This is a genomic window from Phenylobacterium kunshanense (assembly GCF_003254525.1).
Classification (GTDB): domain Bacteria; phylum Pseudomonadota; class Alphaproteobacteria; order Caulobacterales; family Caulobacteraceae; genus Phenylobacterium; species Phenylobacterium kunshanense.
The window spans coordinates 66,300-92,110 of the sequence record NZ_QFYS01000007.1; the positions used below are offsets into that span (position 1 = coordinate 66,300).

Here is a 25,811-nt window from a genome sequence, read left to right on the forward strand (position 1 = left end):
AGCGCCCCTCGCTTGCCTTCCCCGGCCCGGCGTCCAACATTCGGCCTATGTCGTCACTCCGCCTCCCGCAGAGCCTGACCCCACGCAACGGCCTGGAGGCCGGCGATGCGGTGCTGCGCTACGAACTGATGGAGGAGCAGGCGCAGTCGCTGGGGCGAGCGGGCCGGAAGGTGGAGGCGGCGCTCGCCACGTTGGATCAGCACCGCGAAGGCGAGGGCCGCAATGCCGCGCTCAAGGCGGCGGCGGACGCGGTGTGGAGCTACTTCGTCCAGCGCGAAGTCCTTGGCCTCCGCGACCGCAAGGCGATCATCAGCGAATATGGCATCCCTCGGGAGGTCCTCGCTCGCCTGGGCGCCTTCTAGGAGATCGGGGCGACCGTCGCGCCGAGGAGTTTCACAAGGTCGGAAGGTCGGAGGCGCGCCTGCAGACCGCGCTGGCCTGCATTCACGAACGCCTCGGCAAGCGCGGCGGCGTCTGCGTCGACGACGGTCGGAACTGCTTTCTTCTGTCCGAACGGGCTGACGCCGCCCACGCGATAGCCCGTCACGCGCTCGGCGTCCGCAGGCTTCATCATCTCCGCTGACCGGGCCCCGAGGGCGACGGCGAGCCGCTTCATCGACACCTCGCGGTCGGACGCCAGCACCACGCAGGCGGGCTTGCCGTCGACCAGCACCATGAGGGTCTTGAGGACTTCTCGGGGCGGCGCACCGAGCGCTTCGGCGGCCTGCAGCCCGACCCGCTCAGCGCTGGGGTCATAGTCGTAGGCCTCGAGGGCATAGGCCATGCCGGCCTTGTCTAGAGCCTTCGTGGCGGGGGTGGACCGGCTCATTTCATGGCTACGCTTGCAGTGGGCGAGACGCCCTGATTTCATCGGCATCGTGGGCGTTTGTGGCCCGGGAAAGCCTCTTTGTCGCCCATCCGACCGAACGACAAGCCCGCTGGCGATAGCGGGGCGCATCGCCGTCTGCGCGAGGCGACGCAGTCGCAGCACGAAGCCCTGGAGCGGCGCACCGACGTGATCGGCCGACTGCTCACGCCACGAGGGCGCCGCGAAGTCGTGGCGGGCTTTCACCGCCTCCATGCGGGGCTGGAAGACGGCATCGCGGTCTGGCTTGCGGGCGATCATGCCCTCGACTTCGATGCCCGTCGTCGAACCGTGCTGCTGGAGGCGGACCTGGGTGTGGTTGGCGGTCGGGCCCAGGCGGTGTCGGACGCCCCGATCGCAAACGGCCGAGGCGAGGCTCTCGGGCAACTCTATGTGCTCGAGGGTTCCGCGTTGGGGGGCAAGGTGATCCGCAAAGCCGTACTGCAACAGGGGGGCGACCTGGCGGGACTGAGCTTCCTGGACCCCTATGGCGACGCTCTCGCCGTGCGATGGCGAGCCTTCCTCGCCGTTGTGGGACGGGAGGCGGACATCGATCCAATGGTGGCGGGCGCGCGTGCGGCGTTCGCCTATGCCGAGTCCTGCCTGGCGCAGGAGGCGGCCGTTGTCTGAGAACCTGGACCTGGACCTGGACGCGTGCGCGCGGGAACCCATCCACATCCCCGGCTCGATCCAGCCGCATGGGGCGATGCTGATCGCCGACCGGACCACGCATGAGATCACCCATGCCGCCGGCGATATCGCGCGCCTCCTTGGCCGTGAGCGCTGGATCGGGCGCACCTTGGGAGAGGTGCTGACCGACCCGCTCGCGGATCGTGTGGCCCGCCTAACCCAATCAGGCGGGGCCGGGGGATACGTGGGCAGGTTTGCGGACGCGGGCCTGGATCTGGACGTCGCGGCCCACCTCGATGGTGAACGCCTGGTCGTCGAAGTGGAACCCGGGCTGGCGACGGCCCTTCCCGCGTCCGCGCTGCTCGGGCAGCTCGAAAGCGCCATCGCCGCCTTCGAGCGAACGTCGAACCTGCAAGCCCTTTGCGATCGCGCGGCTATCGAATTCCGTCGCCTTACCGGCTTTGACCGGGTGATGATCTATCGCTTCCTGGATGACGACGCGGGAGCGGTGATGGCGGAGGATGTGGCCGAGGGCATGCCTTCGTTCCTGAACCATCACTTCCCCGGATCGGACATTCCTGCCCAGGCGCGCGCCCTCTACGTCCGCAATCTCGTCCGCGTCATCCCCGACGTCGCCTATGTCCCCGCGCCGCTTCAGCCAGCCTGGTCGGGCGCGGTCCCTCTCGACATGAGCGACTGCGCGCTGCGGTCGGTCTCGCCGGTGCACATGCAGTACCTGCGCAACATGGGCGTCGGCGCCTCCGCCTCTGTGTCGATCGTGAAGGACGGGCTACTGTGGGGCTTGGTCGCCTGTCATCACCGCCAGCCGAAGCTGATGCCGTATGACCTTCGCGCAGGGGCCCGCGCCCTGGCCGGCGCGCTGGCGCGGCAGGTTCGGGCCAAGGAGGAGGCGGAAAGCTTCCGTGAAAAGATCCGCCTTCGGGGGCTCGAGGAGGAAGTCATCGCCCGCTTCTCGGCGGCCGGCGGCATTGAGTCCAACCTCACGTCGGGGGCAGCCGAACTCCAGCGCGCCTTGAGCGCTGATGGCGTCGCGATCGTCAGCGGGTCGGCGCTGCACCTGTCGGGCGCGCACCCGCCGGTGGACGAGATCGAAGCACTGGCCGACTGGATTGTGCGACAGGGCCCGGAGCCGGTGGCGACCGATCGGCTGTCCGAGGTCTATCCTCTCGCGGAGGCGTTCCGGGACGTGGCCAGTGGCCTACTGGGCCTCGTGGTCTCGCGAGACGAACCATTCCTGGTGCTGTGGTTCCGGGCAGAGCAGGTCGAGGTGGTGAACTGGGCAGGGAATCCGCACAAGGCCGTGGACCTGGGCCCCGGAGAGGTGCTGACGCCCCGCTCGTCGTTCGAGGCCTGGCGGGAAACGGTGCGCGGCCGCGCACGGCGGTGGACCCTGGCAGAGATCGATGCGGCGTTGCGACTCAGGGAGGGCGTGCTCGATGCCCGCGGCCGTCGCCGCCTGATCGATCTGAACCTCCGGCTTTCCGAAGCCGTAAGCGAGAAGGATGGTCTCCTCCTGCAGAAGGAGCTGCTCATCAAGGAGGTGAACCACCGGATCCAGAACAGCCTGCAGCTGGTGTCGAGTTTCCTCGGCCTGCAAGCCCGCGAAATCGGGGATCCGGCGCTGCACGTGGCCTTCGAGGAGGCGCGCCGCCGGCTCCAGGCCGTGGCTCTTGTGCACCGGCGGCTGTACCGGGCCGACCAGATCGAAACGGTCGATCTCGCGCGCTACCTGGAGGAATTGGTGGCCGACATGAACGACTCCATGGGGGAGGAGTGGGCCGGCAAGATCAGCGTCGACGCGCACCCTATCCTCGTGCCCACCGATCGCGCCGTCACCCTGGGCCTTGTGGTCACCGAACTGGTGATCAACGCGAACAAGTACGCCTATGACGGCAGGCCCGGCCCCATCGAGGTGAGCCTTGAGGAGCACAACGCCAACCTTCGCGTGATCGTCGCCGACCGCGGTCGGGGCAAGCACGGTGACGGCATGGGCTTCGGTAGTCGGATGATCGCCGCCATGGTTCGCCAGCTCCGGGCCGACCTCACCCTGGCCGACAACGGTCCAGGTCTGCGGGCGATCCTGACCGCGCCGGTATCCGCCGCCGTAGTCGATCTCGCTGGCTAGAGTCTTTCCCCGTCCAAGGCGGTTCCGAAGGAGGATTGCGGCCTCATCATATTGTTTTTTATCGTGATCTTGCCACTTCGGCGGATCGCGCTCTAGGCTCGGATCGGCACACCCTCCGGATAGGCGGGAAGGGCGTCGTCTGTCGGGTCCCACCCCGAACGGGAGGCCGAGAAGATGTGGAACCCCACCGCCAGCCCGGCGTCGTCGTCGAGGCCTCCCGCACGGATCCGCAGGACCTCCGGCGCATCGTCCCGCTGGCTGAAGATCGGGCTGCCGCAGGCGCCGCAGAACACCCGCCGCTTGCCGGGCGTGGCGCGGAACTCCCGCAGGCTCTCCTCGCCCTGCAACAGCCGGAACGAAGCGGTCGCCACGGGGATGTTGGCCCCGAACGCCGAGCCCTGGGCCTTGCGGCACTGGCTGCAGTGGCAGAGCTGGATCGGGGCGAGCGGGCCCACGACCTCATAGCGTACCGCGCCGCAGAGGCAGCCGCCGCTCCGCTTCTCCGGCATCACACCAGCCGCTTGCCGGCGTCGTCGATGATGGAGCCCAGGTCTCGCGCTTCCTCGGCCATGATCATCTCGTTGTGCGCCTTGCCCGAGGGGATCATCGGGAAGCAGTTCTCTTCCTTGGTCACCCGGCAATCGAAGATCACCGGCTTCTTCACGCTGATCATCTCGCGGATCTTGTCGTCCAGCTCGTCGGGGTGCTCGGCGCGGAAGCCCACGCCGCCGTAGGCCTCGGCCAGCTTCACGAAGTCGGGCAGGCTGGACGAATAGGAGTGGCTGTAGCGCTCGCCGTGCAGCAGCTGCTGCCATTGGCGGACCATCCCCATCCACTCGTTGTTGAGGATGAAGATCTTGATCGGCAGGTCGTACTGCACCGCCGTCGAGATCTCCTGCATGGTCATCTGGACCGAGGCGTCGCCGCCGATGTCGATCACCAGGGCGTCCGGGTGCGCCATCTGCACGCCGACCGCCGCCGGCAGGCCATAGCCCATGGTGCCCAGGCCGCCGGAGGTCATCCAGCGGTTCGGCTTCTCGAACTTGTAGAACTGGGCCGCCCACATCTGGTGCTGGCCCACCTCGGTGGTGATGTAGGTATCGTGGTCCTTGGTCAGCTCGTAGAGGCGCTCGATGGCGTACTGCGGCTTGATCAGCTTGGTGTCGGGCCGGTAGGCGAAGGAATTGCGGGCCCGCCAGGCGTCGATCTGGGTCCACCAGGCCTTCAGGGCGGCGGCGTCGACACTCAGGTTGCGCTGCTTCCAGGCGGCGATCATGTCCTCCAGCACCTGGCCGGCGTCACCCACGATGCCGATGTCGGCGCGCACGTTCTTGCCGATCGAGGAGGGGTCCACGTCGATGTGGATCTTCCGCGAGGTGGGCGCGAAGGCGTCCAGCCGCCCGGTGACCCGGTCGTCGAAGCGCGCGCCGATCGCCACCATCACGTCGCAGTCGTGCATGGCGTTGTTGGCCTCGAACGATCCGTGCATCCCGAGCATGCCCAGCCACTTGGAGTCAGACGCCGGGAAGGCGCCCAGCCCCATCAGGGTGGAGGTGACCGGCGCGCCCGTCAGCTCGGCGAACTCGCGCAGCAGCTCGGCCGCGCGGGGGCCGGCGTTGATGACGCCGCCGCCGGTGTAGAGGATCGGCTTCCTGGCCTTGGCGATCAGCGCGACGGCCTCGGCGATCTTCCCGGGATCGCCCTTGGTGCGCGGGGCGTAGTTGTGGGCGTGCTTGACCTCGGTCGGGCCCTGGTAGGCGCCCTTGGCGAACTGGACGTCCTTGGGGATGTCGATCACCACCGGACCCGGCCGGCCGGAGGTGGCGATGTGGAAGGCCTCGTGCAGGATCCGCGGCAGGTCGGCGATGTCCTTCACCAGGTAGTTGTGCTTGGTGCACGGGCGGGTGATGCCGATGGTGTCGCATTCCTGGAACGCGTCGGTGCCGATCAGGTGCGTGGCGACCTGGCCGGTGATGACGATCATCGGGATGGAATCCATCAGCGCGTCGACGATGCCGGTGACGGCGTTCGTCGCACCGGGGCCGGACGTGACCAGCACCACGCCGGGCTTGCCCGTGGACCGCGCGTAGCCCTCGGCGGCGTGCGTGGCGCCCTGCTCGTGGCGCACCAGCACGTGCTGCAGCCGCGGCTCGCTGAACAGGGCGTCGTAGATCGGCAGGACCGCGCCGCCGGGATAGCCGAACAGCACCTCGACGCCCTGATCGATGAGCGCGCGGACCACCATCTCGGCGCCTGAGATCGTGGTGGTTTCGGCTTCGATCGTCTGGTGGGCGGTCATGGGTCTGGCCTGGGCTTGGAAGGTGGGCTGGAGGACGAGGTTCAGGGCAATAAAAAAGGCCCGCGGGGGGCCTGGGACGAGCGACCGGTCGGTCCTGACGAGCATGTCAGTCCGTTACGGTCGCCCCACGAGTACAAGAATGTTGCGCACGAGATTTCCCGCGAATGTTCGGATTGGGCATTTCGCATGCCGCGCTCAGGGCGTCAAGGCCGGGTTGAGCGCAAGAAACTGCCTCCACTGCGACTCGTGGTCCGAGGCGGTGATGCGCGGCCAGTCGGCCATCTGGCCTCGCATCCAGGTCGTCTGGCGCTTGGCGTAGCGGCGCGTCTCCTGTTGCGCGGCCGCGAGGGCGGCGTCACGCGTGGTCTCTCCCCGCAGGTAGGCGGCGAACTCGCGCACGCCCACGGCCTTCATCGCAGGCAGCGTCGGGTCGAGGTTGCGGGCGACCAGGGCGCGCACCTCGTCCAGGGCCCCCTGCTCCAGCATGGCGACGAGCCGTGCGTCACAGCGCGCGTAGAGCGCCTCACGCGCTGGCTCCAGCGCCACCGCCGTCCAGCTCCCGTCCGGCAGGGCGCCCTCGGCCGAGGCCTGGTGGCTGGAGAGCGACAGGCCCGTGGCCGCGAACACCTCCCAGGCGCGGCATAGCCGCTGGCGGTCGCCCGGCGCGATACGCGCGGCGGCGGTCGGATCGACATCGGCAAGGCGGGCCCGGAACGCGGCTTCTCCCATGGCGTCGAAATCGGCCGCCGCGCCCGTCCGCGCCTCGGCCGGGACGGGCGGGATTTCGGAGAGCCCCCGGGTCAGGGCGGTGAAGTAGAGGCCGGTGCCTCCCACGACGATCGCTGGCCGGCCGCGGGCCCGTACGTCGTCGATGACCGCCCGCGCCGCCCGCTGCCAGCGCCCGGCCGACCATCCGTCGGCGGGATCGGCGACGCCGAACAGGTGGTGCGGCGCCCGGACGAGGTCTTCCGGTCCAGGGCCCGCGGTCAGCACGCGCAGTCCGGCGTAGAGCTGCATGGAGTCGGCATTGACGATCTCGCCTCCCACCGCCTCGGCCAGGCGGAGCGCCAGGGCCGACTTGCCGCTTGCGGTGGGCCCGGCGATCAGCCAGATGCGGGGCTCCATGGAACTCGTCGTCACCCTCGTCAGCCCCGATCCGTCCTCGGCGGCCACCGCCGCAGACGCTGCGAAGTCAGCGCTCGCAGCCGCCGGCGCGGCCGTCAAGGCGCCCCGCCCTCTGGGCGAGGCGGCCTTCGAACTGCCCCTGCTGGGCGATCCCGCGGATGCGCGCCGGATCGTGGAGCGCGAAACCGCCCACATGCCGGTGGACTGGTGCGTGCAGCCGGCCGCCGGCCGCCGCAAGCGCCTGCTGGTGGCGGACATGGATTCGACCATCATCAACGTCGAGTGCCTGGACGAGCTGGCGGACTACGCCGGCCTGAAGCCTCACATCGCCGCCATCACCGAGCGGGCCATGCGCGGCGAACTGGAGTTCGAGACCGCGCTGCGAGAGCGCGTCGCCCTGTTGCGCGGGCTGTCGGTCACGGCGCTGCAGCAGGCCTATGACGAGCGCGTCCGCCTGAATCCCGGCGCCCGGACCCTGGTGCGCACGATGGCCGCCAACGGCGCGCGCTGCGCGCTGGTGTCCGGCGGCTTCACCTTCTTCACCCGCCGCGTGGCGGAGGCGGCTGGCTTCCACCTCGACCGGGCCAACACCCTTGTCGAGGCTGGCGGCGAACTGACCGGCGAAGTCGGCGAGCCGATCCTCGGCCGCGAGGCCAAGCTGAAGGCGCTGCTGGAGGAGGCCGAGGGGATCGGCGCCTCGCTGCACGAGACCCTGGCCATCGGCGACGGCGCCAACGATCTGGCCATGATCGAGGTGGCCGGCCTCGGCGTCGCCTATCGCGCCAAGCCCATCGTGGCGGCGCAGGCGGACGCCAAGGTGGATCACGCGGACCTCACCGCCTTGCTCTACTTCCAGGGCTACCGCGCCGACGAGTTCGTGAGCGACTGATGGCCCTGCCGCGTCAGCCCAAGGCCGTCGTCTTCGACATGGACGGCCTGCTGGTCGACACCGAGACGGTGGTGTTCCGCGCCATGCAGAGGGCGGCCGGGGCGATCGGCGGCGAGATGCCGTTCGCCACCTTCCAGCGGATGGTCGGGCTGCAGCACGCGCACAGCGACCTGATCGTGATCGAGCACTTCGGCCAGGGCTTCGACCTTGAAGCGTGGTCGCAGGCCGTCAGTGCTCACTTCCGCGAGGAGCTCGCGGCCGGCATCGCCCTCAAGGCAGGCGCCGCCGAGATCCTCGACCATCTGGACCTCCTCAGCCTGCCCCGCGCCATCGCCACCTCCTCGAGCCTGGAGAGCGTGCGGGCGAGCCTGGGGCCGCACAGCCTCGTGGACCGTTTCCACGCCCTCATCACCCGCGATGTCCAGACCAACGGCAAGCCGCATCCCGAGCCGTTCCTCAAGGCCGCCGCCGCCCTCGGGATCGACCCGGCCGACTGCCTGGCGCTCGAGGACAGCCACAACGGGGTCCGCGCGGCCTCGGCGGCCGGGATGATGACGGTGATGGTGCCCGACATGCTCGATCCGACGGAGGAGATGGAGACGCTCTGCGTCCGCATCGCCCGGGACCTGCACGAGGTGCGCGGCTGGCTGGGCGGGTCCTGAGGGAAAAGGGCCCCTCCGCCCCGAGGACGGAAGGGCCAAATGTGCTGCGGCCGGGGGGCCGTGCAGCCGGGCGGCGAGGAGACGTCGCCCGGCAAAAATTACGACAGTAGTTCTTAGTCTACAAGCGTAATTTGCAACTTGCTCCGGCGGGCGGGCTCAGCGGCCAGTCGGCCCTTTCTCGAAGTAGCGGAAGAACGCGCTGTCGGGCGAGAGCACCATCGTCGTCTCCCCGTCGGCGAAGCTCTGCTCATAGGCCTGCATCGAGCGGAAGAACGCCGCGAACGACGGGTCGCGCCCGAAGCTGTTGGCGAAGATCCGCGTGCGCTGGGCGTCGCCTTCACCGGTGATCTGGCCAGCCTGCTCCCGGGCGGTGGCCAGGGTGATGGCGACCTCGCGGTCGGCCTCGGCGATGATCTCGCGCTTGCGCTGCTCGCCCTGGGCCCGGAGCTGGGCGGCTTCCTGCTGGCGGGCGGTGGACATGCGGCGGAACACGAACTCGCGGTTGGCGTCCGGCAGGTCGGCGCGCTTGATGCGGACGTCGATCACCTGGATGCCGAGACGCGATGCTTCGGCGCGACGGATCATGTCGGCCTTCGCCTGCTGCATGAGCTGGCTGCGGCGATTGGAGATGATGTCGGAGTCCGTCGCCGAACCGAGCACCTGGCGCAGCGACGAGTTGAGCAGCCGGCCGATCCGGTCGGCGGCGGTCGTCTCGTCCCGCAGCGTCCGGTAGAACTGCAGCGGGTCCGAGATCCGGTAGCGGAGGAAGGCGTCCACCACCAGGCGCTCCTGGCCGGCGGTGATGATCTCTTCCTTGGCGGTCTCGATGGCGATGTTCCGACGGTCGAGGCGGAGGATCTGCTCGACGAAGGGAATCTTCATGTTGAGGCCGGCCTCGTTGCGCCCGGGCGGGTTCACGACGCGCACGGGATCGCCGAAGGCGACCACGATCACCTGCTGGCGCTGGTCGACCACGTAGAAGGTCTGGAAGACGAGGACCACGGCCAGCAGGCCGAGGATGCCGAGAGCGAGGGCGCGCGGGCTCATTGGGCGGACCTCGGCTGGGCCTGGGCCTGCTGGGGCGCGGCCTGTGTCTGTGGCGCGGCGGCCGGCGCGGCCTTCTGCCGGAAGACGTCGGGGGGCAGGATGATCGGGGCGCTGGCGCCCTTGGCGTCGATCACCACCTTGTTCGAAGATTGCAGGATGCGCTGCATGGTCTCGATGTAGAGGCGGTCGCGGGTCACGCCCGGCGCGCGGCGATATTCCGCATAGATCTGGTTGAAGCGCGCGGCCTCGCCCATGGCTTCGCGCACGGCCTGTTCGCGGTACGCCTGGGAGGCCTGGGTGATCCGGGCGGCGTCGCCCTTGGCTTCGTTCACGACGCGGTTGCGATAGGTGTTCGCCTCGTTGACGAAGGACTCGGCGTCCTGCGAGGCGCTCTGCACGTCGCGGAAGGCGGCGACCACCTCCGGAGGCGGGCCCGCCTCGCGGATCTGCACTTCGACCACGCTGATGCCGGAGCCCCACGCGTCGAGGGTGCGCTGCATCAGGTCGCGCGCCTGCTGCTGCACCTGGCCGCGGCCCGTGGAGATGATCGGCTGGAGCTGGGTGCGGCCCACCACTTCGCGCATGGCGCTCTCGGCGACGGCCGCGACGGCGGCGTCCGGATCGCGGGTGGCGAAGAGGTAGCGGGCGGCGTCCGCGACGCGCCAGGTGACGCTGAAATCGATGTCGATGATCTGGCCGTCGCCGGTCAGCATCTGGCTTTCGGCGTTGCCCTCGGCGCCCGATCCGCCAACGTCGGTCCGCTTGAGGGACGTCACGGGCACCTTCTCGACCCGCTCGATGGGCGCGGGGATATGGTAGCGCAGACCCGGCGTCTCCGACCGGGAATAGGCGCCGAAGGTCAGCACGATCGCCTGTTCGGCGGGCTGGACCACATAGAAGCCGGACAGCGCCCAGAGGCCCACGGCGCCGCCTGCCACCGCGATCCAGACGGAGCGCTTCGGCTGGCCGCCGGGGCCGTTGAACAGGTCGCGCAGGCGGCGACTGAGATCCTCGAAGCCCGCGTTGAAGTCGGGTCCGCCGGGCCGGCGGGGGCCGCCGCCCTGAGGCCGCCGCGGGCCATTGCGTTTGTCGTCTCCGCCCGAGGGCGCACCCCATGGGCCGGGGTTGGCGTTATCGTTCCAGGGGGGCATCGAGGGTTCGCGTCGTCCTTCCGGGCAGGCGCTTGAGACAGGCGTTCAACGAAGTTCCTTAAAGCCCATGGCGGGCTTGTAAACCGGCGCTGTCAGCCGGATATGAGACGCCTCCGGCGGCAAAGCAAGACACAGTGACACATGAGTGAAGCCGTTGGTCCTGATCGGACCGCCATCCTGAATGCCCTCGACGAGGTCAGGGATCCGAAGTCGGGCCAGGGCCTGACGAGCGCCGGCCTGGTCCGTGGCCTCGTCATTCGCGGGGGCCGGGTGGCCTTCATGCTGGAGGTGTCTCCCGCCGACATCGAGGCCTACCGCCCCGTGCGCGACCAGGCCGAAGAGGTGCTGGCCCACATGGACGGGGTGGAGGTGGCCCAGGTCGTCCTGACCACGGAGATCCAGGCGCCGTCGGCGCCGCAGCTCAAGGTCTCGCCCCGCCGCGCCAGGGTGGCCGAGGATCCGCAGGCCAGGCTGCACCCCATGGTCGACGCCGAGAAGCCGGCGCACGTGAAGCGCGTCATCGCCGTGGCCAGCGGCAAGGGCGGGGTGGGGAAGTCCACGGTCTCGGTGAACCTCGCCGCGGCCCTGGCGAAGCTGGGCAAGCGGGTCGGCCTGCTGGACGCCGACATCTACGGGCCCTCCGCCCCGACCATGCTTGGCATCGACGGCGAGCCGACCTTCGACGAGCACAAGCGCCTGAACCCCATGGAGGCGTGGGGGATCAAGGTGATGTCCATCGGCTTCATCGTCGAGCCGGGCACGGCCAACATCTGGCGCGGTCCGATGGCGTCGTCCGCGCTGCGCAGCCTGATGAACGCCAACTGGGGGACGGAGGCCGAGCCTCTGGACGTGCTGGTCATCGACCTGCCGCCCGGCACGGGCGACATCCAGCTCACCCTGGTCCAGAAGCTGAAGCTGGACGGCGTGGTGGTCGTCTCCACGCCGCAGGAGATCGCCCTGATCGACGCGCGCCGCGCGGCGCAGATGTTCGACAAGACCGGCGCGCCGATCCTGGGGGTGGTCGAGAACATGGCCTACTTCGCCGACAGCTCGGGGGTGAAGGTGCCGATCTTCGGGTCCGGCGGCGCCAGGGCCGAGGCCGAGCGCCTTGGCGTGCCCCTGCTGGCGGAAATTCCGATCGAGGTGCCCCTCCGCGAGGCCTGCGACCAGGGGCGGCCGCTGGTGGCCGTCAACGACCGGAGCGCGGCGGCCCAGGCGTTCCTGGACCTCGCGCGGCGGATCGCGCTCTAGCTCCGCGTCGGCGGCGCGTGCTCTTCGCCGGTCAGGCTCTCCAGGCCCGCGGCCGAATCCAGGATCGCCGCATCCCGCAGGTCGAGCTGGCGCCGGATCTCGGCGGCCTTGTCGGCCGTCAGCCGGTAGCCGACCAGGCACACGGCGCCGATGGTGACGAAGATCACCGGCCCCACGAGGAACACGAGCATCAATGCCTCGATCGCCTCGGGGGTGTTCCCCGAGCCCGCCTTCGGATCGTAGCCCGTCGCGCTCAGCACCAGGAAGGTCAGCCAGATGCCGACCCCGGACGCGATCTTCGAGGTCAGGGTGGTCAGGGCGTAGAGCAGGCCGCTCCGTTCCTTGCCCTGGCGCAGGCGCATGTCGTCGGCCACGTCGGCCGTCATCGCGCGCGTCAGCACGTTGAACCCGCTGGCCATGAAGCCGGTGAAGAACAGGGTCGGCAACGCCGTCAGCAACTGGCCCTTCGGCAGGAAGGCCAGGCTCACCAGAAGCAGCGAGTAGGCCACCGCCGCCAGCATCACCGTCCGGTGCTTGCTCAGCCGGGTCGCCACCCAGGCCAGGGCCGGCGCCCCGGCGATGCCGGAGAGGATGTAGACCAGCAGCAGGATGTTCGCCTGGCCTGACGTGAAGCCCATGTAGTCGCGCGAGAAGAAGAGGTAGAGCGCGGCCATCCAGCCGGGACCGAGCGACAGCGCCAGGTCCGCCAGCAGGATGCGGGACATGTTCCGATCGAAGACCAGCTCGACATAGTCCCGCAGGCGGAAGCGGGCGTCGGGCGAGTCCCGGGTCACCGCTTCGGGTGTCCGCCACACCACCAGGGCGACGGCGATGGGCGCCAGCACGATGAGGTACCAGATCATGGTCCTCACCCCCTCGGCCTCCGTGTATCCCATCCGCTCCATGACGATGGGGATCAGCAGGACGCTGACGGCGCCTGCTACGCCCACCGCCATCATGACCCCGAAGAGACGGGCCCGGTCATCGTAGGACTTGGCGAGCGTGGAGGCCCAGGCCTGGTGCGACAGCAGGAGAATGGACGTCCCCAGGTACATGACCAGGAGCCACGTCATCAGGCCGTTGATCCCGACATCGCGGTCGGCCATCAGCAGCATGTAGAGGCCGAGCATCATGAACGGCGCGCCGAGGAGGGTCCAGAACCGGTAGCGCCCCCAGCGGGTGCGCGTCCGGTCCATCGCGAGCCCCAGGGCCGGCTCGATGGGCACGTCGATCAACCTGACCAGGCCGAACGCCGCGCCGACGACCGCCAGCTCGACGCCGATGTTGCCTGCGAAGTAGGCCGGCAGGTGCACGGCCACGGCGATGCCCAGCGCCTGGAGGGGCAGGCTGGTGGCCGAAAAGGCCAGCGCCGTGCTCAGCGGAAGGCGCGTGGAGGCGCCCCGGGCTGCGGGCGTGCTCACGAGGGACGGTTGGCCGGGGCGAGGTCTTCGCCGGTCATGGCTTCCAGCCCGGCGGCGGGATCGATCAGGGCGTCGCGCTCCTCCAGCTTGCGCTGGATCTCGGCGTGGCGCTCAGCGCTGAGACGGTAGCCGAAGAAGCAGGCGCCGGCGGCCATGACGAACACGATCGGGCCGACGATGTAGGCGATCTCCAGGCCGCGGATCGCCTCGGGCGTGTTCACCGCCCCCGCCTGAGCTTGGTACCCGATGGCGGCCAGCACGTTGAAGGTGAGGAAGATGGAGCCGGCGGTGGCCAGCTTCGACGTCGCCGTGATCCCGGCGTACATGAGCCCCATCCACTCGCGCCCGCTCTCCAGCCGCAGTTCATCGGCGATGTCGGCGCAGATGGCCCGGATCATGACCGTGAAGCCGGCGGCCATGGCGCCGACGATGAACATGCCGGGCGCAAAGATCAGGAACTCCCCAGGCGGGAAGAAGGGCAGGGCGATCAGGCCGAGCGAGTAGATCGTTGTGTTCACGATCAGGGCGCGGTGCTTGCTGATCCGGTTGGCCAGCCAGGCGGCGAACGGCGCGCCGGCGAACCCTGCGGCGACGTAGATCAACAGCAGGAGGTTGGCCTGGGCCGTGTCGAAGCCGCGACTGTCCTTGAAGTAGAACAGGTACATGGCCGCCATCCAGCCGGGCCCGAGCGTCACCAGCAGGTCCGCGGCCAGCACCCGCACGACGTTGCCGCGGGTGAACAGCGCCGCGTAGTCCTTGAGCGTGAAGTGGGTGGAGTGGTCCTTGGCGATGCGCTCCGGCGAAAGCCCCACGACCAGCGCGCACGTCACGGCCGTGCTGATGATGATGAACCAGATCATGGCTCGGACGCCCTCGGCGTCGCTGGCGCCCGCCTGGGTCATGAAGACCGGGATCAGCAGCACCGCCATGGCGCCGATCACGCCGAGCGCGGTGATGGCGCCGAAGATCCGCGATCGCTCCTTGTAGGTCGCCGCGAGGCGTCCGCCCCAGGCCAGGTGCGAGAGGTAGATGCCCGAGTATCCCAGGTACATCACCAGCAGCCAGAACCCGAGGTACAGGGCGCCGACCGCGCTGTTCGACTGGATCAGCATGTAGAAGCCGAGCATCAGCACCGGCGCGCCGCAGGCCATCCAGATGCGATAGCGGCCGAAACGGGTCCGGGTGCGGTCCATGGCGACGCCGATGGCGGCGTCGATCGGGATATCGATGAAGCGCACCAGCGCGAAGATGGTCCCGACCACCGCCAGCGAAAGGCCGAGCTCGGAGGCGAAATATCGGGGCAGGTGGACCGTGGCCGCCAGGGTCAGGGCGCCGACGGGCACCGCCGCGCTGGCGAAGGCCAGGACCGCAGGAAGCGAGAGCGCGCCAGTCGCTGCGGACGGCTTGGCCTTGGACACTTGAACCCTCTCCTGGAACGGCGCCTCTACCCGGGCGCGCTGGCCCTAGGTTACGCGCGTTCAGTCATGCAGGCGCAAGTGGAATTGGGTTACAAACTCGAAAGACGGCCATGCCCGGATGCATGGCCGCGCCTCCCTGCAACGACAGGGAGGCGCGCCGGCAGGACTCAACCGCCCTGCATCTTCCGGAAGAACTTCGCGGTCTGTTCGCCGCCGTTCAGATAGGCCTTCTGGCCCGTCTCGTCGGTGATCTTGGCCCAGTTGTCGCGGATCGATTCCACGGTGGCCGAGCCACCAAGATACACGCCCTCGGTCTCCACGATGCGCGACAGGGCGAAGGCGCCCGCGCCGGCGGTCAGGACCGCGCCGGTCGGAGCGTCTTCAGAGCACAGGAACACGACACCGGGGGTGACGTACTCGGGCTTCAGTTGCGCCAGCACCTGCTCGGGCATGCCGAGGTTCTCGGTCATCCGGGTCGCGGCCACCGGGCTGATGGCGTTGACGTGGACGTTGTTCTTCTGCCCCTCGAGCTTCAGCGAGTTCATGAAGCCGACCAGGCCCAGCTTGGCCGCGCCGTAGTTCGACTGGCCGAAGTTGCCGTAGAGGCCCGTGGACGAGGTGGTGACGACGATGCGGCCATAGTTCTGGGCCCGCATGATGTCCCAGACGGCCTTGGCCGGCTTCACCGTGCCCATCAGGTGGACGTCGACCACGACCTGGAAGTCGGCGATGTCCATCTTGGTGAAGGACTTGTCGCGCAGGATGCCGGCGTTGGCGACCAGGATGTCGATCCGGCCCCAGGCGTCCATGGCGTCCTTGACCATCCGGGCGACGCCGGCGTCGTCGGTCACCGACGAGCCGTTGGCGATGGCCTCGCCGCCGAGCGCCTTGATCTCCTCGACGACCTTGTTGGCCGCGTCCGAGCCGCCGCCCGAGCCGTCGACCGAGCCGCCCAGGTCGTTGACGACGACCTTCGCGCCGCGCCGCGCCAGTTCGAGCGCGTGCTGGCGGCCGAGGCCCCCACCGGCGCCGGTCACGATCGCCACTTTGCCGTCGAAGCGGATGTCCGCCATCAGGATCCCCTTTGGAACAGGTGTTCGGAATGCGGCGCGCGTTGTGCGGCGCAAGGGGAGTGGCGTCAAGCTGACCGAGGGGCGCCCCGCCGGCGAGGCGGTCAGGCCGCCTCGACCTCGGGCTGGCGGGCGGCGCCTTCCAGCGCCCGCTCGATCGCTTCGAACAGGCGAACGGCGTCGAGGGGCTTGGGCGCGACATCGTCGATGCCTGCCGCCAGGTACTCCGCGATCTGGTGGCTCATGGCGTTGGCGGTCACCGCGATGATCGGCGTCCGTGGGCGGGATTCCGCCGCCTCGGCGACGCGGATCTCGCGCGCCGCGGCGAGGCCGTCCATCACCGGCATCTGGATGTCCATCAGGATCACGTCCCAGCGGGCGCTGCGCCAGGCCTCCAGCGCCGCGGCGCCGTCCGCCACCACCACGGGGTCCAGGCCCGCCTGGCTGAGCAGGGTCTTCAGGACGAGCTGGTTCACCGCATTGTCCTCCGCCGCGAGGATGCGGATCGGCGGCGCATCGGGATCGGGCGAGGGCGCCGCGGTCTCGCTCAGGACGGCGATCGGCGCCGGGTCCGCCGCCCTCGGCAACGGCAGGACGACCGTGAAGATGGATCCCTTGCCCTCGACGCTGCTGGCGGTGATACGCCCGCCCATCTTCTCCGCGAGCGCCTTGCAGATCGTCAGGCCGAGCCCCACCCCGCCGTGCCGCCGGGTCGCGGAGGCGTCGCCCTGCACGAACTTGTCGAACAGGCCTTCGATCCGCTCGGCCGGGATGCCGATTCCGCTGTCGGCCACCTCCAGGACGAGGCCCTCGCCGCCGCGCGAGACGGCCACCGCCACGCGTCCCCTGTCCGTGAATTTCACGGCGTTGGCGGTCAGGTTGTAGAGGATCTGCCGGACACGGACGGGATCGCCGCTGAAGCGGCCCTTGGCCTCGTCGTCGATGGAGAAGTCAAAGGCCAGGCCCTTGGCCGCGGCGAGCGGACCGAAGGTGGCGACCGCGCCCCGGGTCAGATGCTCCATGTCGAACTCGGTCGGCTCCAGCCGCAGCTTGCCGGCCTCGATCTGGGAGAAGTCGAGGGCGTCGTTGAGCAGGCTGAGCAGCGTCTCCCCCGAGCGACGGACGACCCGCAGCCGCTCCTTCTGCGCGGGGCTGAGCTCGTCGCGCTGCATCGCCTGGGCCATGCCGAGGATGCCGTTCAGCGGCGTTCGGATCTCGTGGCTCATGGTGGCCAGGAAGTCGGACTTGGCCCGGCTCGCCGCCTCGGCCGCGCGCTTGGCCTCCACCAGGCGCGTCCAGGCGTCGGCCAGCCGGATTCGCGCCGGCAGCAGGAGCACGGCGTACGTCGCGACGATGGCCACGGGTGTCAGGGCCTTGAGCCAGTCCCCGTTCGCCAGATGGCGCGCGAGGATGCCCCAGCTCGTCCAGACGATGACCGCCGCGTGCGGCGCCATCGCGGCCAGGAACAGTGGCGGGGAGGCATAGAGGCGGAGCAGGATGCTCACCGCCGAAAAGCCCACCAGGGCGATGGCGAAGAAGCGCGCGCCCGTATCCGCGCCGGAATTGATCAGCGCGATCGCGGCGACGGCGTGCACGAGAGACAGGGCGAAGGTCACCGCGACGCCGGCTGCGTCGCTTCCGAGGTATCCCCGTCGCGCGACCACGGCTCTCTCGGCGCCGGTGATGGCCAGGTAGACGGCCATCCAGGCGGCCAGGAACGGGAGCGGCAGGACGGGCGCGCCGACCACACCCACCAGCGCAAGAATCACCAGCCGCCGCCAGAGGGCCGGCTGGGCCAGTAGCTGTTCCGGCGCCAGGTCTTCCGCCCTTGCCGGTGTCAGGCCGCCATCACCAGAACGCATGCGCCGCCTCCCCGCGGGGATTAGGCGGGGTCACCCTTTAATGAGTGCTTTACGCGCGAAGGTTGTGGCGCTGTGCCGCTTGCCCGCAGAAGCGGCGCCGTCGTTCAGCTCCGCGGGCTCGTCGCCTGCGCCTGCTGCTGGCCCCGCACGAACTTCACCAGCACGCGCTGGCCGATCAGGAACGGCGCGCCGGTGGAGTCCACCACCACCTCGACGACGCGGTCGTCGGTGCGTTCGCTGGGATCGTCCGACTGAAGCTTGCGGGCGCCGAAGACCGCGGCCCGCCGCAGCACCTTGCCGCCGTAGACCTTCGTCGGGTCGCTCTCGGGCGACATCTGCACCGTCTGACCGATGGCGACGTATGGCAGCGCGCCCTCGGCGATCTCGGCCCGGACGATGCGGCCCGCGCGCGGCTCCAGGTCGAACATGTTGGAGACGTTCAGGGTCGAGGCGCCGGCGCCGGGGTTCGCATAGCGGCGCACGATGCGGCCGTCGGCCGGCGCGCGGATGATCGAGAGCTCCTGGTCGTAACGGGCCTCGGCGGCGCGGGCCTCGGTGGTGGCGACGATCGCCTGCTGGGCCATGATCTTCGCCTCGGCCTCGCGGACCCCGTCGCGCGCCTGGTCGAGCTTCTGGGCGGCCACGAAGTTGCTGGGGGCGAGGCCCTCCAGCCGGCGCAGCTCCCGCTGGGCGGCCGAGCGCTGGACGTCCAGCAGGGCCAGGGCGGCGCGCGCCTGGCGCACCTCGGCGGCGGCGCGGGCGGCCGCGAGGCGGGGTTCGTCGTCCTCCAGCCGGGCCAGGATCTGGCCCTGGGTCACGTCATCGCCTTCCTGCACCAGCACCTCGCGGATGACCCCGGCCCGGCGCGCCGCCACCTGGATGATGCCGCCCTCGACGTCGGCCTTGCCGTTGGCGATCGCGGCATAGGGGCTGGGCTTCACCTGGGCCGCGGCCGCGGCCTCCTTGGCCTTCTTGGCCTTGGCCTGGCCGGACATGAACATCGCGCCGCCGCCGGCGAGGGCGACGATCAGCAGGGCGATCCAGACAAAGCGGTTGCGGAACAGGGCGGGCATGGTCTTCAGGCCTCGATGAGCTCGGAGTGTCGGTGGGCGTGGGCGGCCGTGGCGGCCGTCGCGGAATGGTCGGTGCGCCGGTCGTCCAGGATCAGGCCGTCCTCTAGGTGGATGACGCGATCGGCGTAGGCTTCCAGGCGTGGATCGTGGGTGACGCAGATGACGGCGGCGCCGTGCTGCTTGGCCGCCCGCTGGAGCAGCTTGATCACGATCTGGCCGTTCTCGCCGTCGAGGGCGCTGGTAGGTTCGTCGGCGAACAGGAGGCGGGGGTTCTTGGCGAGCGCGCGGGCGATGGCCACCCGCTGCTTCTCACCGCCGGAGAGCTCGGACGGGCGCTGGTTCAAGCGCGTCTCGAGGCCGACCTCCATCAGCGCGTTGGCCGCCTTTTCGCGGGCCTCCCGCTTGGAGAAGCCCTGGTACTTCAGGATGATCTCCACCTGCTGCAGCGCGGTCAGCGCCGAGAACAGGTTGAAGCCCTGGAAGATGAAGCCGCAGTGGTCGAGCCGGAAGCGGTCCAGCTTGCCCGACCGCAGGCTCCAGATGTCCTGATCCAGCGCGCGCACGCTGCCCTCGTCCGGCTTCAGCAGGCCGGACAGCGCAGCCACGAGCGTCGATTTGCCGGAGCCCGACGGGCCCATGACCATGGTCACCTCGCCGTGGGCGGCGTCGAAGTCGACGCGCTTCAGCACCTCGATATGCGTGCGGCCGGTCTTGAAGCGCTTGTAGACGCCGTGCGCCCGGATGGCGGTTGGATTGCTCATCGCAGCAGGTCCGCGGGCTGGCTCTTCTTCAGGATGCCCAGGGCGAGAAGGCCCGAGGCGGCGGAGATCACGAGCAGGAGGATGGAGACGCCGATCACCCACGGCGCCGGGAAGCCCATCGGCAGGCCGCCGTTGCGGGCCAGCAGGTAGACGCCGAAGGTGAAGAGAGCGGTCGCGACGAGGCCGACGAGGCCTACCCACACCGACAGCTCCATGACGATGAGGCGCAGCGAGCCCATGCCCACGCCCAGGGCGCGCAAGGATGCGAATTCCTTGATCGACGACAGGATGGCGCCCCGAAGCGTCTGGGAGGTGATGCCCACGCCGATGAGGAAGCCCAGGAAGACCGAAAAGCCGAGGAAGATGCCGATGATCTGCTCCTGCATCAGCGCGCCCTCGTTGGCTTGGCTGAGCTCCTGCCGGGTCCAGGCGCGGTAGGCGCCATTGGCGTCCTTGTTGAGCTGATCGCGCACGATCTCGGCGCGCGCCGGGTCCTTGATCCGCACCATCAACGGGCCCGTCTTCCCGTCCTTGGTGAGCATGCCCATCATCCGCATGGTGTCGCGGCTCATGGTCACCGAGGCGTTGTTCACGTCCGGATAGCCATGGAGGATCGCCCGGACGCGGACGGTCTTGCCGTTCAGCGACGCGGCGTCGCCCAGCTTGACGCCCAGCCGGCCGAGCTGGCTCTCGTCGATCGCCACCGAATAGGGCTCGAGCAGGGCGGTGCGGATCTCTTCCGTGAAGTCGGTCGGCAGGGTCACGGCGCCCGGCCGGGTGTCGACCATGTTGACCTGCACATAGGTCGTGACCGCCTTCTTCCCGTCCTTGGGCCGGTTCACCCAGCGGCCGCCGTCGCCGTCCCAGGCGGCGACCTCGACCACCTCGGGGTTCTTGTAGATCTGCGGCAGCAGGCGCGAGGGCAGGGCGCCGCCGCCCGAGTTGATCAGGCTCTCCATCTTGGGCGGCAGGATCATGATGTCGGCGCGGCTGCGCTCGATCGTGGCGGTCGCGCCCTTCACGATGCCGGTGAACATCCCGACCTGCGCCAGGATCAGCAACCCCGAGAAGGCGAGCGCCACCACGGCGGCCGTGTACCTGCGCCACTCGTACAGCAATGTCGCCAAAGCCAGAGACATGATGACAGCCAGCCCTCACCTTCGAGCGCCGGGTGTCGATCTCGCGCGGGCCGGTTTCCAGTTACATCGACGTAACGGAAGCCGGCCGCACGGGCCGCGCATGGCGTTCGTGACTAGGAGGCCGCTGGGACAACCGGCGGATGCGGCAGGCGCGATTAAACCTTTGTAATCCGCAGCGACGGCCGGTCGCAGGCGCGGCGCAGGATTTCTTAAGGTCTCGGCGTGCATCGGTTCGGCTGAACTGCCGCGCTTGTCCGGCCCGCTCAGATCCGTTCCGTCCCGAATGTACGTCACGTCGTCCGCCACCTCCGCCTATCCGGCCCCCGTCACCGGCGTGCGGGCGGCGAGCGGCGTCACGTCGGCGGACTACGCGACGCGAATGGCGCGGTTCGACACGCTGTCCGCCACCGTCAACGACACCAGCGGCCGGACGGGCGAGGCGCAGCGCGCCGAGGCCTATCAGGCGCTCCAGGCCATGTCGGCGGGCGGGGAACTGGCCGGCATCGACGCCGAGCGCCGCAAGGTCCTGGACCAGGCCACCTTCGACAGCGACATCGGCCGGCGCGCCCAGGCGCTGGGCAAGGATTTCGTCCAGACGCTGAACACCGCCAGGCAGGCCGGCGGCCCGCAGGCGGCGCTCCAGGCGGCGGCGGGCCGCTTCGACAGCCTGTCGTCCTCGGACCAGGACCTGCTGTTCCAGACCACGATCAACGTCGCCGACCGCACGGGGACCAAGCCCTACGCCGACGCCGGCGCCTGGCGCGCCAACATGGACGCCCAGGCCAAGGTGGTCGGCTTCATGAAGGAAGCCGGCGTCGTCGGCGCCAATGGCGCGCTCGACCAGAAGGCCGCCCAGGCCAAGGCCGCGGCCGATCCCAAGTTCGCCACGGCGCTGCGCCTGTCGCTGCGCAGCGACAACACCTCGGCCGAGTGGACAGAAGCTGTCGGCCAGTTCTTCGGCAGAGCCGCGCCGAAGGATCAGGTCCAGCTATCCGACGCCGCCCAGCAGATGCTCGACGCCTCGCCGGCCGCGCCGACCGCCGCCGCGCCGCCGGCCACGCCCTATCGCGAAGGCTCGATCACCTCGGTCAGGGCGTAGGCGGCGGCTACCCCCGGAGCGGACGCAGCGAATTTCCCAGATGGGTGGTGAGGGGTCTTCGCCCCGAGGCCTAGTAGTTCCGACAAGGCGGCTCTTGGTCGGGCCCGCACTTCGGCGGGATCGGCTGAGCTCCCCTCGTAAGGTACAAGGCAAGCACGCGACCCGGAGACACGCGCGACATGTCGATCAGGCGAGTGGCAACCAGCGTCGCGCTGCCGTCCGGCGCCCACATCCACTCTGTTCGTTCGGCGCCGCTCAGGATCGGCGGTCCGGCGGGCTTCCACCCTGATGTCAGCAGCTTCTGAACGTAGCTGTCGAAGGCAGGGGCCGCGTCCATGACCGCCACGCCGCAGTCCTCGCCAGCGCCTGTATCAAATCCGAAATCGATGGTGACGCGTGCGCGCACCAGCGGTGCGATCATCGCCACGTAGTCTTCGCCAATGCCCTCCAGCGCCTCGCTGCGTGAAGCCGGGCGAAAACCCGCTGCTTCCGCGAGCGCCTTTCCGCGAGCAGGGGTGGCCTCGCCGGTTAGATACGGACGGCAAACCATCTCAACCGCAGCATTCACCGCTTCGTCGGGCGTAGAGAAAGCAGCGCCCGGTGATGGCTCGCCATGGGCGCGATATTGCTGACTGGAGGCTGTGGAGTTGCACGACGCAAGCAGCGCAGCGGCGACGGCGAATGCAGAGTTGGGACCGCGCATAGGTCTAAATTAGCTGGTCAGGCCGAAGTCCGAAATGGGTCGATCGCGCCCTTTCGCCCCTTCGCCGACAGCAGACTCCCGCGACACCCCAAACCTCGCCGGCTCCACCTCCTCTCCCCCCGACCCCGACCTCGGGCCGGGGGAAGAGTGGGGAGAGGGTAGGGAGAGGGGCGACGCAGGCTTTCAAGCTTGCACGATGGTCCAGCCAAAACCCACCTGCGTGCAGAATCTGGCCGGGCGGCTATGGGCCCTGGCTGAACCCGGAGCGTCAGTCGCGCACCCCAGTCGCCCCTCACCCGGCCTCTCCCCACTCTTCGCTGCGCTTGGGGGGAGAGGAGATTCCTTGGCTCTTCAACCGAACCTGCGACCGATTTTGTCGTAGCGGGCTGTTTCACTCCGCCCATGTCCTCGACCGACGACATGGACGCGCGGCATGGCCGCATGCTGGCGGAGCTCGCCGAGGCCGGAATGGGCCTCGCCCGGAGCCTCTATGGCGCCACGCAGAACGCGCCGGTGAGCAATCACGACTTCGCCCTGCTCACCCAGGCCTTCCACACCGTCTCCCGCTCGGTCCGCCAGACGATCGCGCTCGAACTCAAGATCAGGCACGAGCCCCGCTGGCCGGCGCCCGCCAAGCCCGAGGCTGCGCCCTCGCCGCCGCCTGAGCCCCGCGTACGATCCGAGCAGGTCTCCTGGAACGAATACGAACGCGCCGACTGGGACGAGCCGCTCGATGAGGCCCTGGACAGCGGCGACGCCGCCGCCATCAACGCCGCGATCGACGCCAGCGTCGCCCGCATCCAGCGTGGCCTCACAAAGGCCGCGCGCGTGCTCGACACCGCCGGTCATCCCACCACTGCCCGTCACCCCGGACGATTCGAAGGGGCGATCCGCGAGCCAGCCGGCGCGGCGCCACAGGCGCGTGCCCGGACCCGCGGCGCCCTCCTGTCCACCTCCAGTCCCCTGGGCCCCGGCTTTCAGCTTCGCGCCGGCCCGGATAACGGCGGCAAGGCTCTCCGCCCGCCGCCCTGGCGCGACTCCGGCTGACCCGAGATCCGACCACTCAGCCCAAATCCACGGACGGAGCTCCACTCCGGCCGCCTATCGCCATGCCTGCCCGCATGCGGTGCTTGCGCTGCTGCGGCTTTCGGCGTGGATTGCCCGATCTGGTCGCCGACTCGTGGCGGCGCATGGGGGGATGCGGGACGTTGGGCCTGGAAAACGCGCAGAGCCTGGTCGGCATAGCGCTCGTGCTGCTCGTGTGCTGGGCGGTCTCCGAGAACCGCCGCCGGTTCCCCTGGAAGCTCGCCATCGGCGCCATGACCGTCCAGGCGCTTCTCGTGCTCGCCCTGTTCGGCCTGCCGGCGCTCCGCTCAGGCCTGCAGGGCGTCGGCGTGGCCGTGGATGGCCTGGCCTCGTCGACCCAGGCCGGCGTGGCGTTCGTCTTCGGCTTCCTGGCGGGCACGCCGAACCAGCCCTACCCGCTGACCGACGCCGGCTCGCTGTTCGTGTTCGCCTTCCGGGTGCTGCCGGTGATCCTGGTGGTCTGCGCCCTGGCCGCCCTGCTCTGGCACTGGAAGATCCTGGTCTGGATCACCCAGGCGTTCGGCTTCGTCTTCGAGCGCACCATGGGCCTGCGCGGTCCGCCGGCCCTGGCCACCGCGGCCACGGTGTTCATGGGCCAGGTCGAGGGGCCGATCTTCATCCGCAGCTATCTGCCCAGCCTCTCGCGGTCGGAACTTTTCATGCTGATCGCGGTGGGCATGGCCTGCGTCTCCGGCTCGACCATGGTGGCCTACGCGACGATCCTGAAGGACGTGCTGCCCAATGCGGCCGCCCACGTCCTGACCGCCTCCATCGTCTCGGCGCCGGCGGGCGTCCTGCTGGCCCGGATCATCGTGCCGCGCGACGCCGCCATCGAGCAGGCCCAGGCCTACGATCCCCTGGCCGCCAAGAAGTACGACAGCTCCATCGACGCCCTCATCAAGGGCACCACCGACGGCCTGCAGATCATGCTGAATGTGGGCGCGACGCTGATCGTGTTCGTGGCCCTGACGGCGATGGTCAACAACATCCTCGGCGTCTTCGGCGACGTCGCGGGCGCGCCACTGTCGGTCGAGCGCGGCCTGGGCGTGCTGTTCGCGCCGCTGGCGTGGGCCATCGGCGTACCCTGGCACGATGCGCCGGCCGCCGGCTCCCTGCTGGGTGTGAAGCTGGTGCTCACCGAGTTCACCGCCTTCATCAAGATGGGCGCGATTCCGGTTGAGGCGATGGATGCCCGGTCACGCGTGCTGATGACCTATGCGCTCTGCGGGTTCGCCAACATCGCCTCGGTGGGCATCAATCTGGCCGGCTTTTCCGTGCTGGTTCCCGAGCGGCGGAACGAGATCGTCGGCATGGTCTGGAAGGCGATGATGGCGGGCTTCCTGGCCACCTGTCTCACGGCCTCCATCGTGGGACTTCTGCCGGCCGACCTCTTCGGCGCATGATGCTTCCGCTGAGGCGGCTTGACTGAAAGTGACCGATCGGACACTTTTTGCCGACAAAGGCAGGGAGGCCCCGATGAAACTCTATGACACCCCGCTCGCGCCCAATCCGCGCCGCGTCCGCTGGTTCATGGCCGAGAAGGGCATCGACGACATCGAGATCGTCACGCTCAACCTCATGCAGGGCGAGCACAAGACGCCGGACTACGTCGCCAAGGCGGGCCTGGCGAACGTGCCGATGCTGGAGCTGGACGACGGGACCTGCATCACCGAGTCCATCGCCATTTGCCGCTATCTGGAAAGCCGCTATCCGGAACCGAACCTCTTCGGCCGCACGCCCGAGGAGATCGCCTTCATCGAGATGTGGACCCGCCGGGCCGAGATGCTCGTCGCCACCCCGGTGATGATCGGCGTCCGCCATACCCACCCCGCCATGGGCGCGCTGGAGCAGCAGGTGCCGGCCATCGGGGAGCACAACCTCACCAGCGCGACCCGGGCCCTGAAGGTGCTGGACCGCCGTCTGGCGGAGAGCGAATGGCTGGCCGGCGACCGCCTGACCATCGCCGACATCGTCGCGTTCGTCGGCATCGACTTCGGCCGCATGATCAAGTTCAAGCTGCCGGAGGACCTGCCCCACGTGGCGCGCTGGGCCGAGGCGATGCGGTCCCGCCCCGCGGCCCAGGCCGGCATGCCCCAGAGGGCGCCTGCCTAGGC

At 69.4% G+C, this 25,811-nt stretch carries 24 protein-coding genes; 10 read left to right on the forward strand and 14 right to left on the reverse strand.

From position 1 onward, the window contains the following. Positions 1-47 precede the first annotated feature (47 nt). Positions 48-362 carry a DUF6665 family protein gene (locus tag DJ019_RS15320; protein WP_205854178.1) on the forward strand — a complete coding sequence of 105 codons (315 nt, stop codon included), beginning with the start codon at positions 48-50 and terminating at the stop codon, positions 360-362. Here the strand turns inward: DJ019_RS15320 and ybaK are convergent. After that, entirely contained in the window at positions 359-829 is a 471-nt protein-coding gene (gene ybaK, locus DJ019_RS15325; RefSeq protein WP_111276936.1) for a Cys-tRNA(Pro) deacylase, read from the reverse strand. The genes DJ019_RS15320 and ybaK overlap by 4 nt on opposite strands. A gap of 78 nt (positions 830-907) precedes the next feature. Between ybaK and DJ019_RS21410 the strand changes: the two genes are divergently transcribed. After that, positions 908-1,495 (forward strand): biliverdin-producing heme oxygenase, encoded by a 588-nt coding sequence (locus DJ019_RS21410; protein WP_111276937.1) that lies wholly within the window; start codon positions 908-910, stop codon positions 1,493-1,495. Continuing rightward, complete coding sequence (locus tag DJ019_RS15335; RefSeq protein ID WP_111276938.1) at positions 1,455-3,641, forward strand: histidine kinase dimerization/phosphoacceptor domain -containing protein; 2,187 nt, start codon at positions 1,455-1,457, stop codon at positions 3,639-3,641. The genes DJ019_RS21410 and DJ019_RS15335 overlap by 41 nt, the downstream gene beginning before the upstream one ends. A 92-nt stretch (positions 3,642-3,733) precedes the next feature. Here DJ019_RS15335 and DJ019_RS15340 read toward each other — a convergent pair whose 3' ends face one another. The 3 genes from DJ019_RS15340 to miaA form a co-directional block, all read right to left on the reverse strand. Next, positions 3,734-4,150 (reverse strand): GFA family protein, encoded by a 417-nt coding sequence (locus tag DJ019_RS15340; RefSeq protein ID WP_111276939.1) that lies wholly within the window; start codon positions 4,148-4,150, stop codon positions 3,734-3,736. Beyond that, on the reverse strand, positions 4,150-5,940 hold the full coding sequence (locus tag DJ019_RS15345) for an acetolactate synthase 3 large subunit (protein ID WP_111276940.1): 1,791 nt from the start codon (positions 5,938-5,940) through the stop codon (positions 4,150-4,152). The genes DJ019_RS15340 and DJ019_RS15345 overlap by 1 nt, the downstream gene beginning before the upstream one ends. Positions 5,941-6,135: 195 nt before the next feature. Beyond that, positions 6,136-7,065, reverse strand: coding sequence for a tRNA (adenosine(37)-N6)-dimethylallyltransferase MiaA (gene miaA, locus DJ019_RS15350; protein WP_111276941.1), 930 nt, complete (start codon positions 7,063-7,065; stop codon positions 6,136-6,138). Between miaA and serB the strand changes: the two genes are divergently transcribed. Continuing rightward, a complete protein-coding gene (gene serB / locus DJ019_RS15355) occupies positions 7,064-7,954 on the forward strand; it encodes a phosphoserine phosphatase SerB (RefSeq protein ID WP_111277100.1) in 891 nt (296 codons plus the stop codon). The genes miaA and serB overlap by 2 nt on opposite strands. Continuing rightward, positions 7,954-8,616, forward strand: coding sequence for an HAD family hydrolase (locus DJ019_RS15360; protein ID WP_111276942.1), 663 nt, complete (start codon positions 7,954-7,956; stop codon positions 8,614-8,616). The genes serB and DJ019_RS15360 overlap by 1 nt, the downstream gene beginning before the upstream one ends. 156 nt (positions 8,617-8,772) lie before the next feature. Here DJ019_RS15360 and hflC read toward each other — a convergent pair whose 3' ends face one another. Both hflC and hflK read right to left on the reverse strand, forming a co-directional pair. Next, a complete protein-coding gene (gene hflC / locus DJ019_RS15365) occupies positions 8,773-9,663 on the reverse strand; it encodes a protease modulator HflC (RefSeq protein ID WP_111276943.1) in 891 nt (296 codons plus the stop codon). Next, on the reverse strand, positions 9,660-10,814 hold the full coding sequence (gene hflK / locus DJ019_RS15370) for an FtsH protease activity modulator HflK (protein ID WP_111276944.1): 1,155 nt from the start codon (positions 10,812-10,814) through the stop codon (positions 9,660-9,662). Before hflK ends, hflC begins: the two co-directional genes overlap by 4 nt. A 141-nt stretch (positions 10,815-10,955) precedes the next feature. Here hflK and DJ019_RS15375 point away from each other — a divergent pair, with 141 nt between their 5' ends. Continuing rightward, positions 10,956-12,065 (forward strand): Mrp/NBP35 family ATP-binding protein, encoded by a 1,110-nt coding sequence (locus tag DJ019_RS15375; RefSeq protein WP_111276945.1) that lies wholly within the window; start codon positions 10,956-10,958, stop codon positions 12,063-12,065. Here the strand turns inward: DJ019_RS15375 and DJ019_RS15380 are convergent. The 7 genes from DJ019_RS15380 to DJ019_RS15410 all read right to left on the reverse strand — a co-directional run bounded on the left by DJ019_RS15380 (position 12,062) and on the right by DJ019_RS15410 (position 20,809). Next, the gene (locus tag DJ019_RS15380) at positions 12,062-13,486 is read right to left on the reverse strand and encodes an MFS transporter (protein WP_111276946.1); all 1,425 of its coding nucleotides are present in this window, start codon (positions 13,484-13,486) and stop codon (positions 12,062-12,064) included. The genes DJ019_RS15375 and DJ019_RS15380 overlap by 4 nt on opposite strands. Beyond that, positions 13,483-14,904 (reverse strand): MFS transporter, encoded by a 1,422-nt coding sequence (locus tag DJ019_RS15385; RefSeq protein WP_111276947.1) that lies wholly within the window; start codon positions 14,902-14,904, stop codon positions 13,483-13,485. Before DJ019_RS15385 ends, DJ019_RS15380 begins: the two co-directional genes overlap by 4 nt. 167 nt (positions 14,905-15,071) lie before the next feature. Then, the gene (locus DJ019_RS15390; RefSeq protein WP_111276948.1) at positions 15,072-15,977 is read right to left on the reverse strand and encodes an SDR family NAD(P)-dependent oxidoreductase; all 906 of its coding nucleotides are present in this window, start codon (positions 15,975-15,977) and stop codon (positions 15,072-15,074) included. 101 nt (positions 15,978-16,078) lie between these two features. Beyond that, entirely contained in the window at positions 16,079-17,836 is a 1,758-nt protein-coding gene (locus DJ019_RS15395; protein WP_111276949.1) for an ATP-binding protein, read from the reverse strand. A gap of 104 nt (positions 17,837-17,940) precedes the next feature. After that, complete coding sequence (locus tag DJ019_RS15400; RefSeq protein WP_111276950.1) at positions 17,941-18,909, reverse strand: HlyD family secretion protein; 969 nt, start codon at positions 18,907-18,909, stop codon at positions 17,941-17,943. A 5-nt stretch (positions 18,910-18,914) separates the two neighbouring features. Beyond that, positions 18,915-19,670, reverse strand: a complete 756-nt coding sequence (locus tag DJ019_RS15405) for an ABC transporter ATP-binding protein (protein WP_111276951.1) — start codon at positions 19,668-19,670, stop codon at positions 18,915-18,917. After that, entirely contained in the window at positions 19,667-20,809 is a 1,143-nt protein-coding gene (locus DJ019_RS15410; protein ID WP_111276952.1) for an ABC transporter permease, read from the reverse strand. The genes DJ019_RS15405 and DJ019_RS15410 overlap by 4 nt, the downstream gene beginning before the upstream one ends. Positions 20,810-21,092: 283 nt before the next feature. Here DJ019_RS15410 and DJ019_RS15415 point away from each other — a divergent pair, with 283 nt between their 5' ends. Further along, complete coding sequence (locus DJ019_RS15415) at positions 21,093-21,908, forward strand: hypothetical protein (RefSeq protein ID WP_111276953.1); 816 nt, start codon at positions 21,093-21,095, stop codon at positions 21,906-21,908. A 70-nt stretch (positions 21,909-21,978) separates the two neighbouring features. Here DJ019_RS15415 and DJ019_RS20785 read toward each other — a convergent pair whose 3' ends face one another. Beyond that, the gene (locus DJ019_RS20785; protein WP_133255314.1) at positions 21,979-22,611 is read right to left on the reverse strand and encodes a hypothetical protein; all 633 of its coding nucleotides are present in this window, start codon (positions 22,609-22,611) and stop codon (positions 21,979-21,981) included. 402 nt (positions 22,612-23,013) lie between these two features. On the opposite strand from DJ019_RS20785, the gene DJ019_RS15425 reads away from it, so the two are divergent. The 3 genes from DJ019_RS15425 (at position 23,014) to DJ019_RS15435 (ending at position 25,809) form a co-directional block, all read left to right on the forward strand. Further along, positions 23,014-23,658, forward strand: a complete 645-nt coding sequence (locus DJ019_RS15425; protein WP_111276955.1) for a hypothetical protein — start codon at positions 23,014-23,016, stop codon at positions 23,656-23,658. Between the two features lie 161 nt (positions 23,659-23,819). Next, positions 23,820-25,100 (forward strand): NupC/NupG family nucleoside CNT transporter, encoded by a 1,281-nt coding sequence (locus DJ019_RS15430; RefSeq protein ID WP_420849881.1) that lies wholly within the window; start codon positions 23,820-23,822, stop codon positions 25,098-25,100. A 73-nt stretch (positions 25,101-25,173) separates the two neighbouring features. Further along, complete coding sequence (locus DJ019_RS15435; RefSeq protein WP_111276957.1) at positions 25,174-25,809, forward strand: glutathione S-transferase family protein; 636 nt, start codon at positions 25,174-25,176, stop codon at positions 25,807-25,809. The last annotated feature ends 2 nt before the right edge of the window (positions 25,810-25,811 follow it).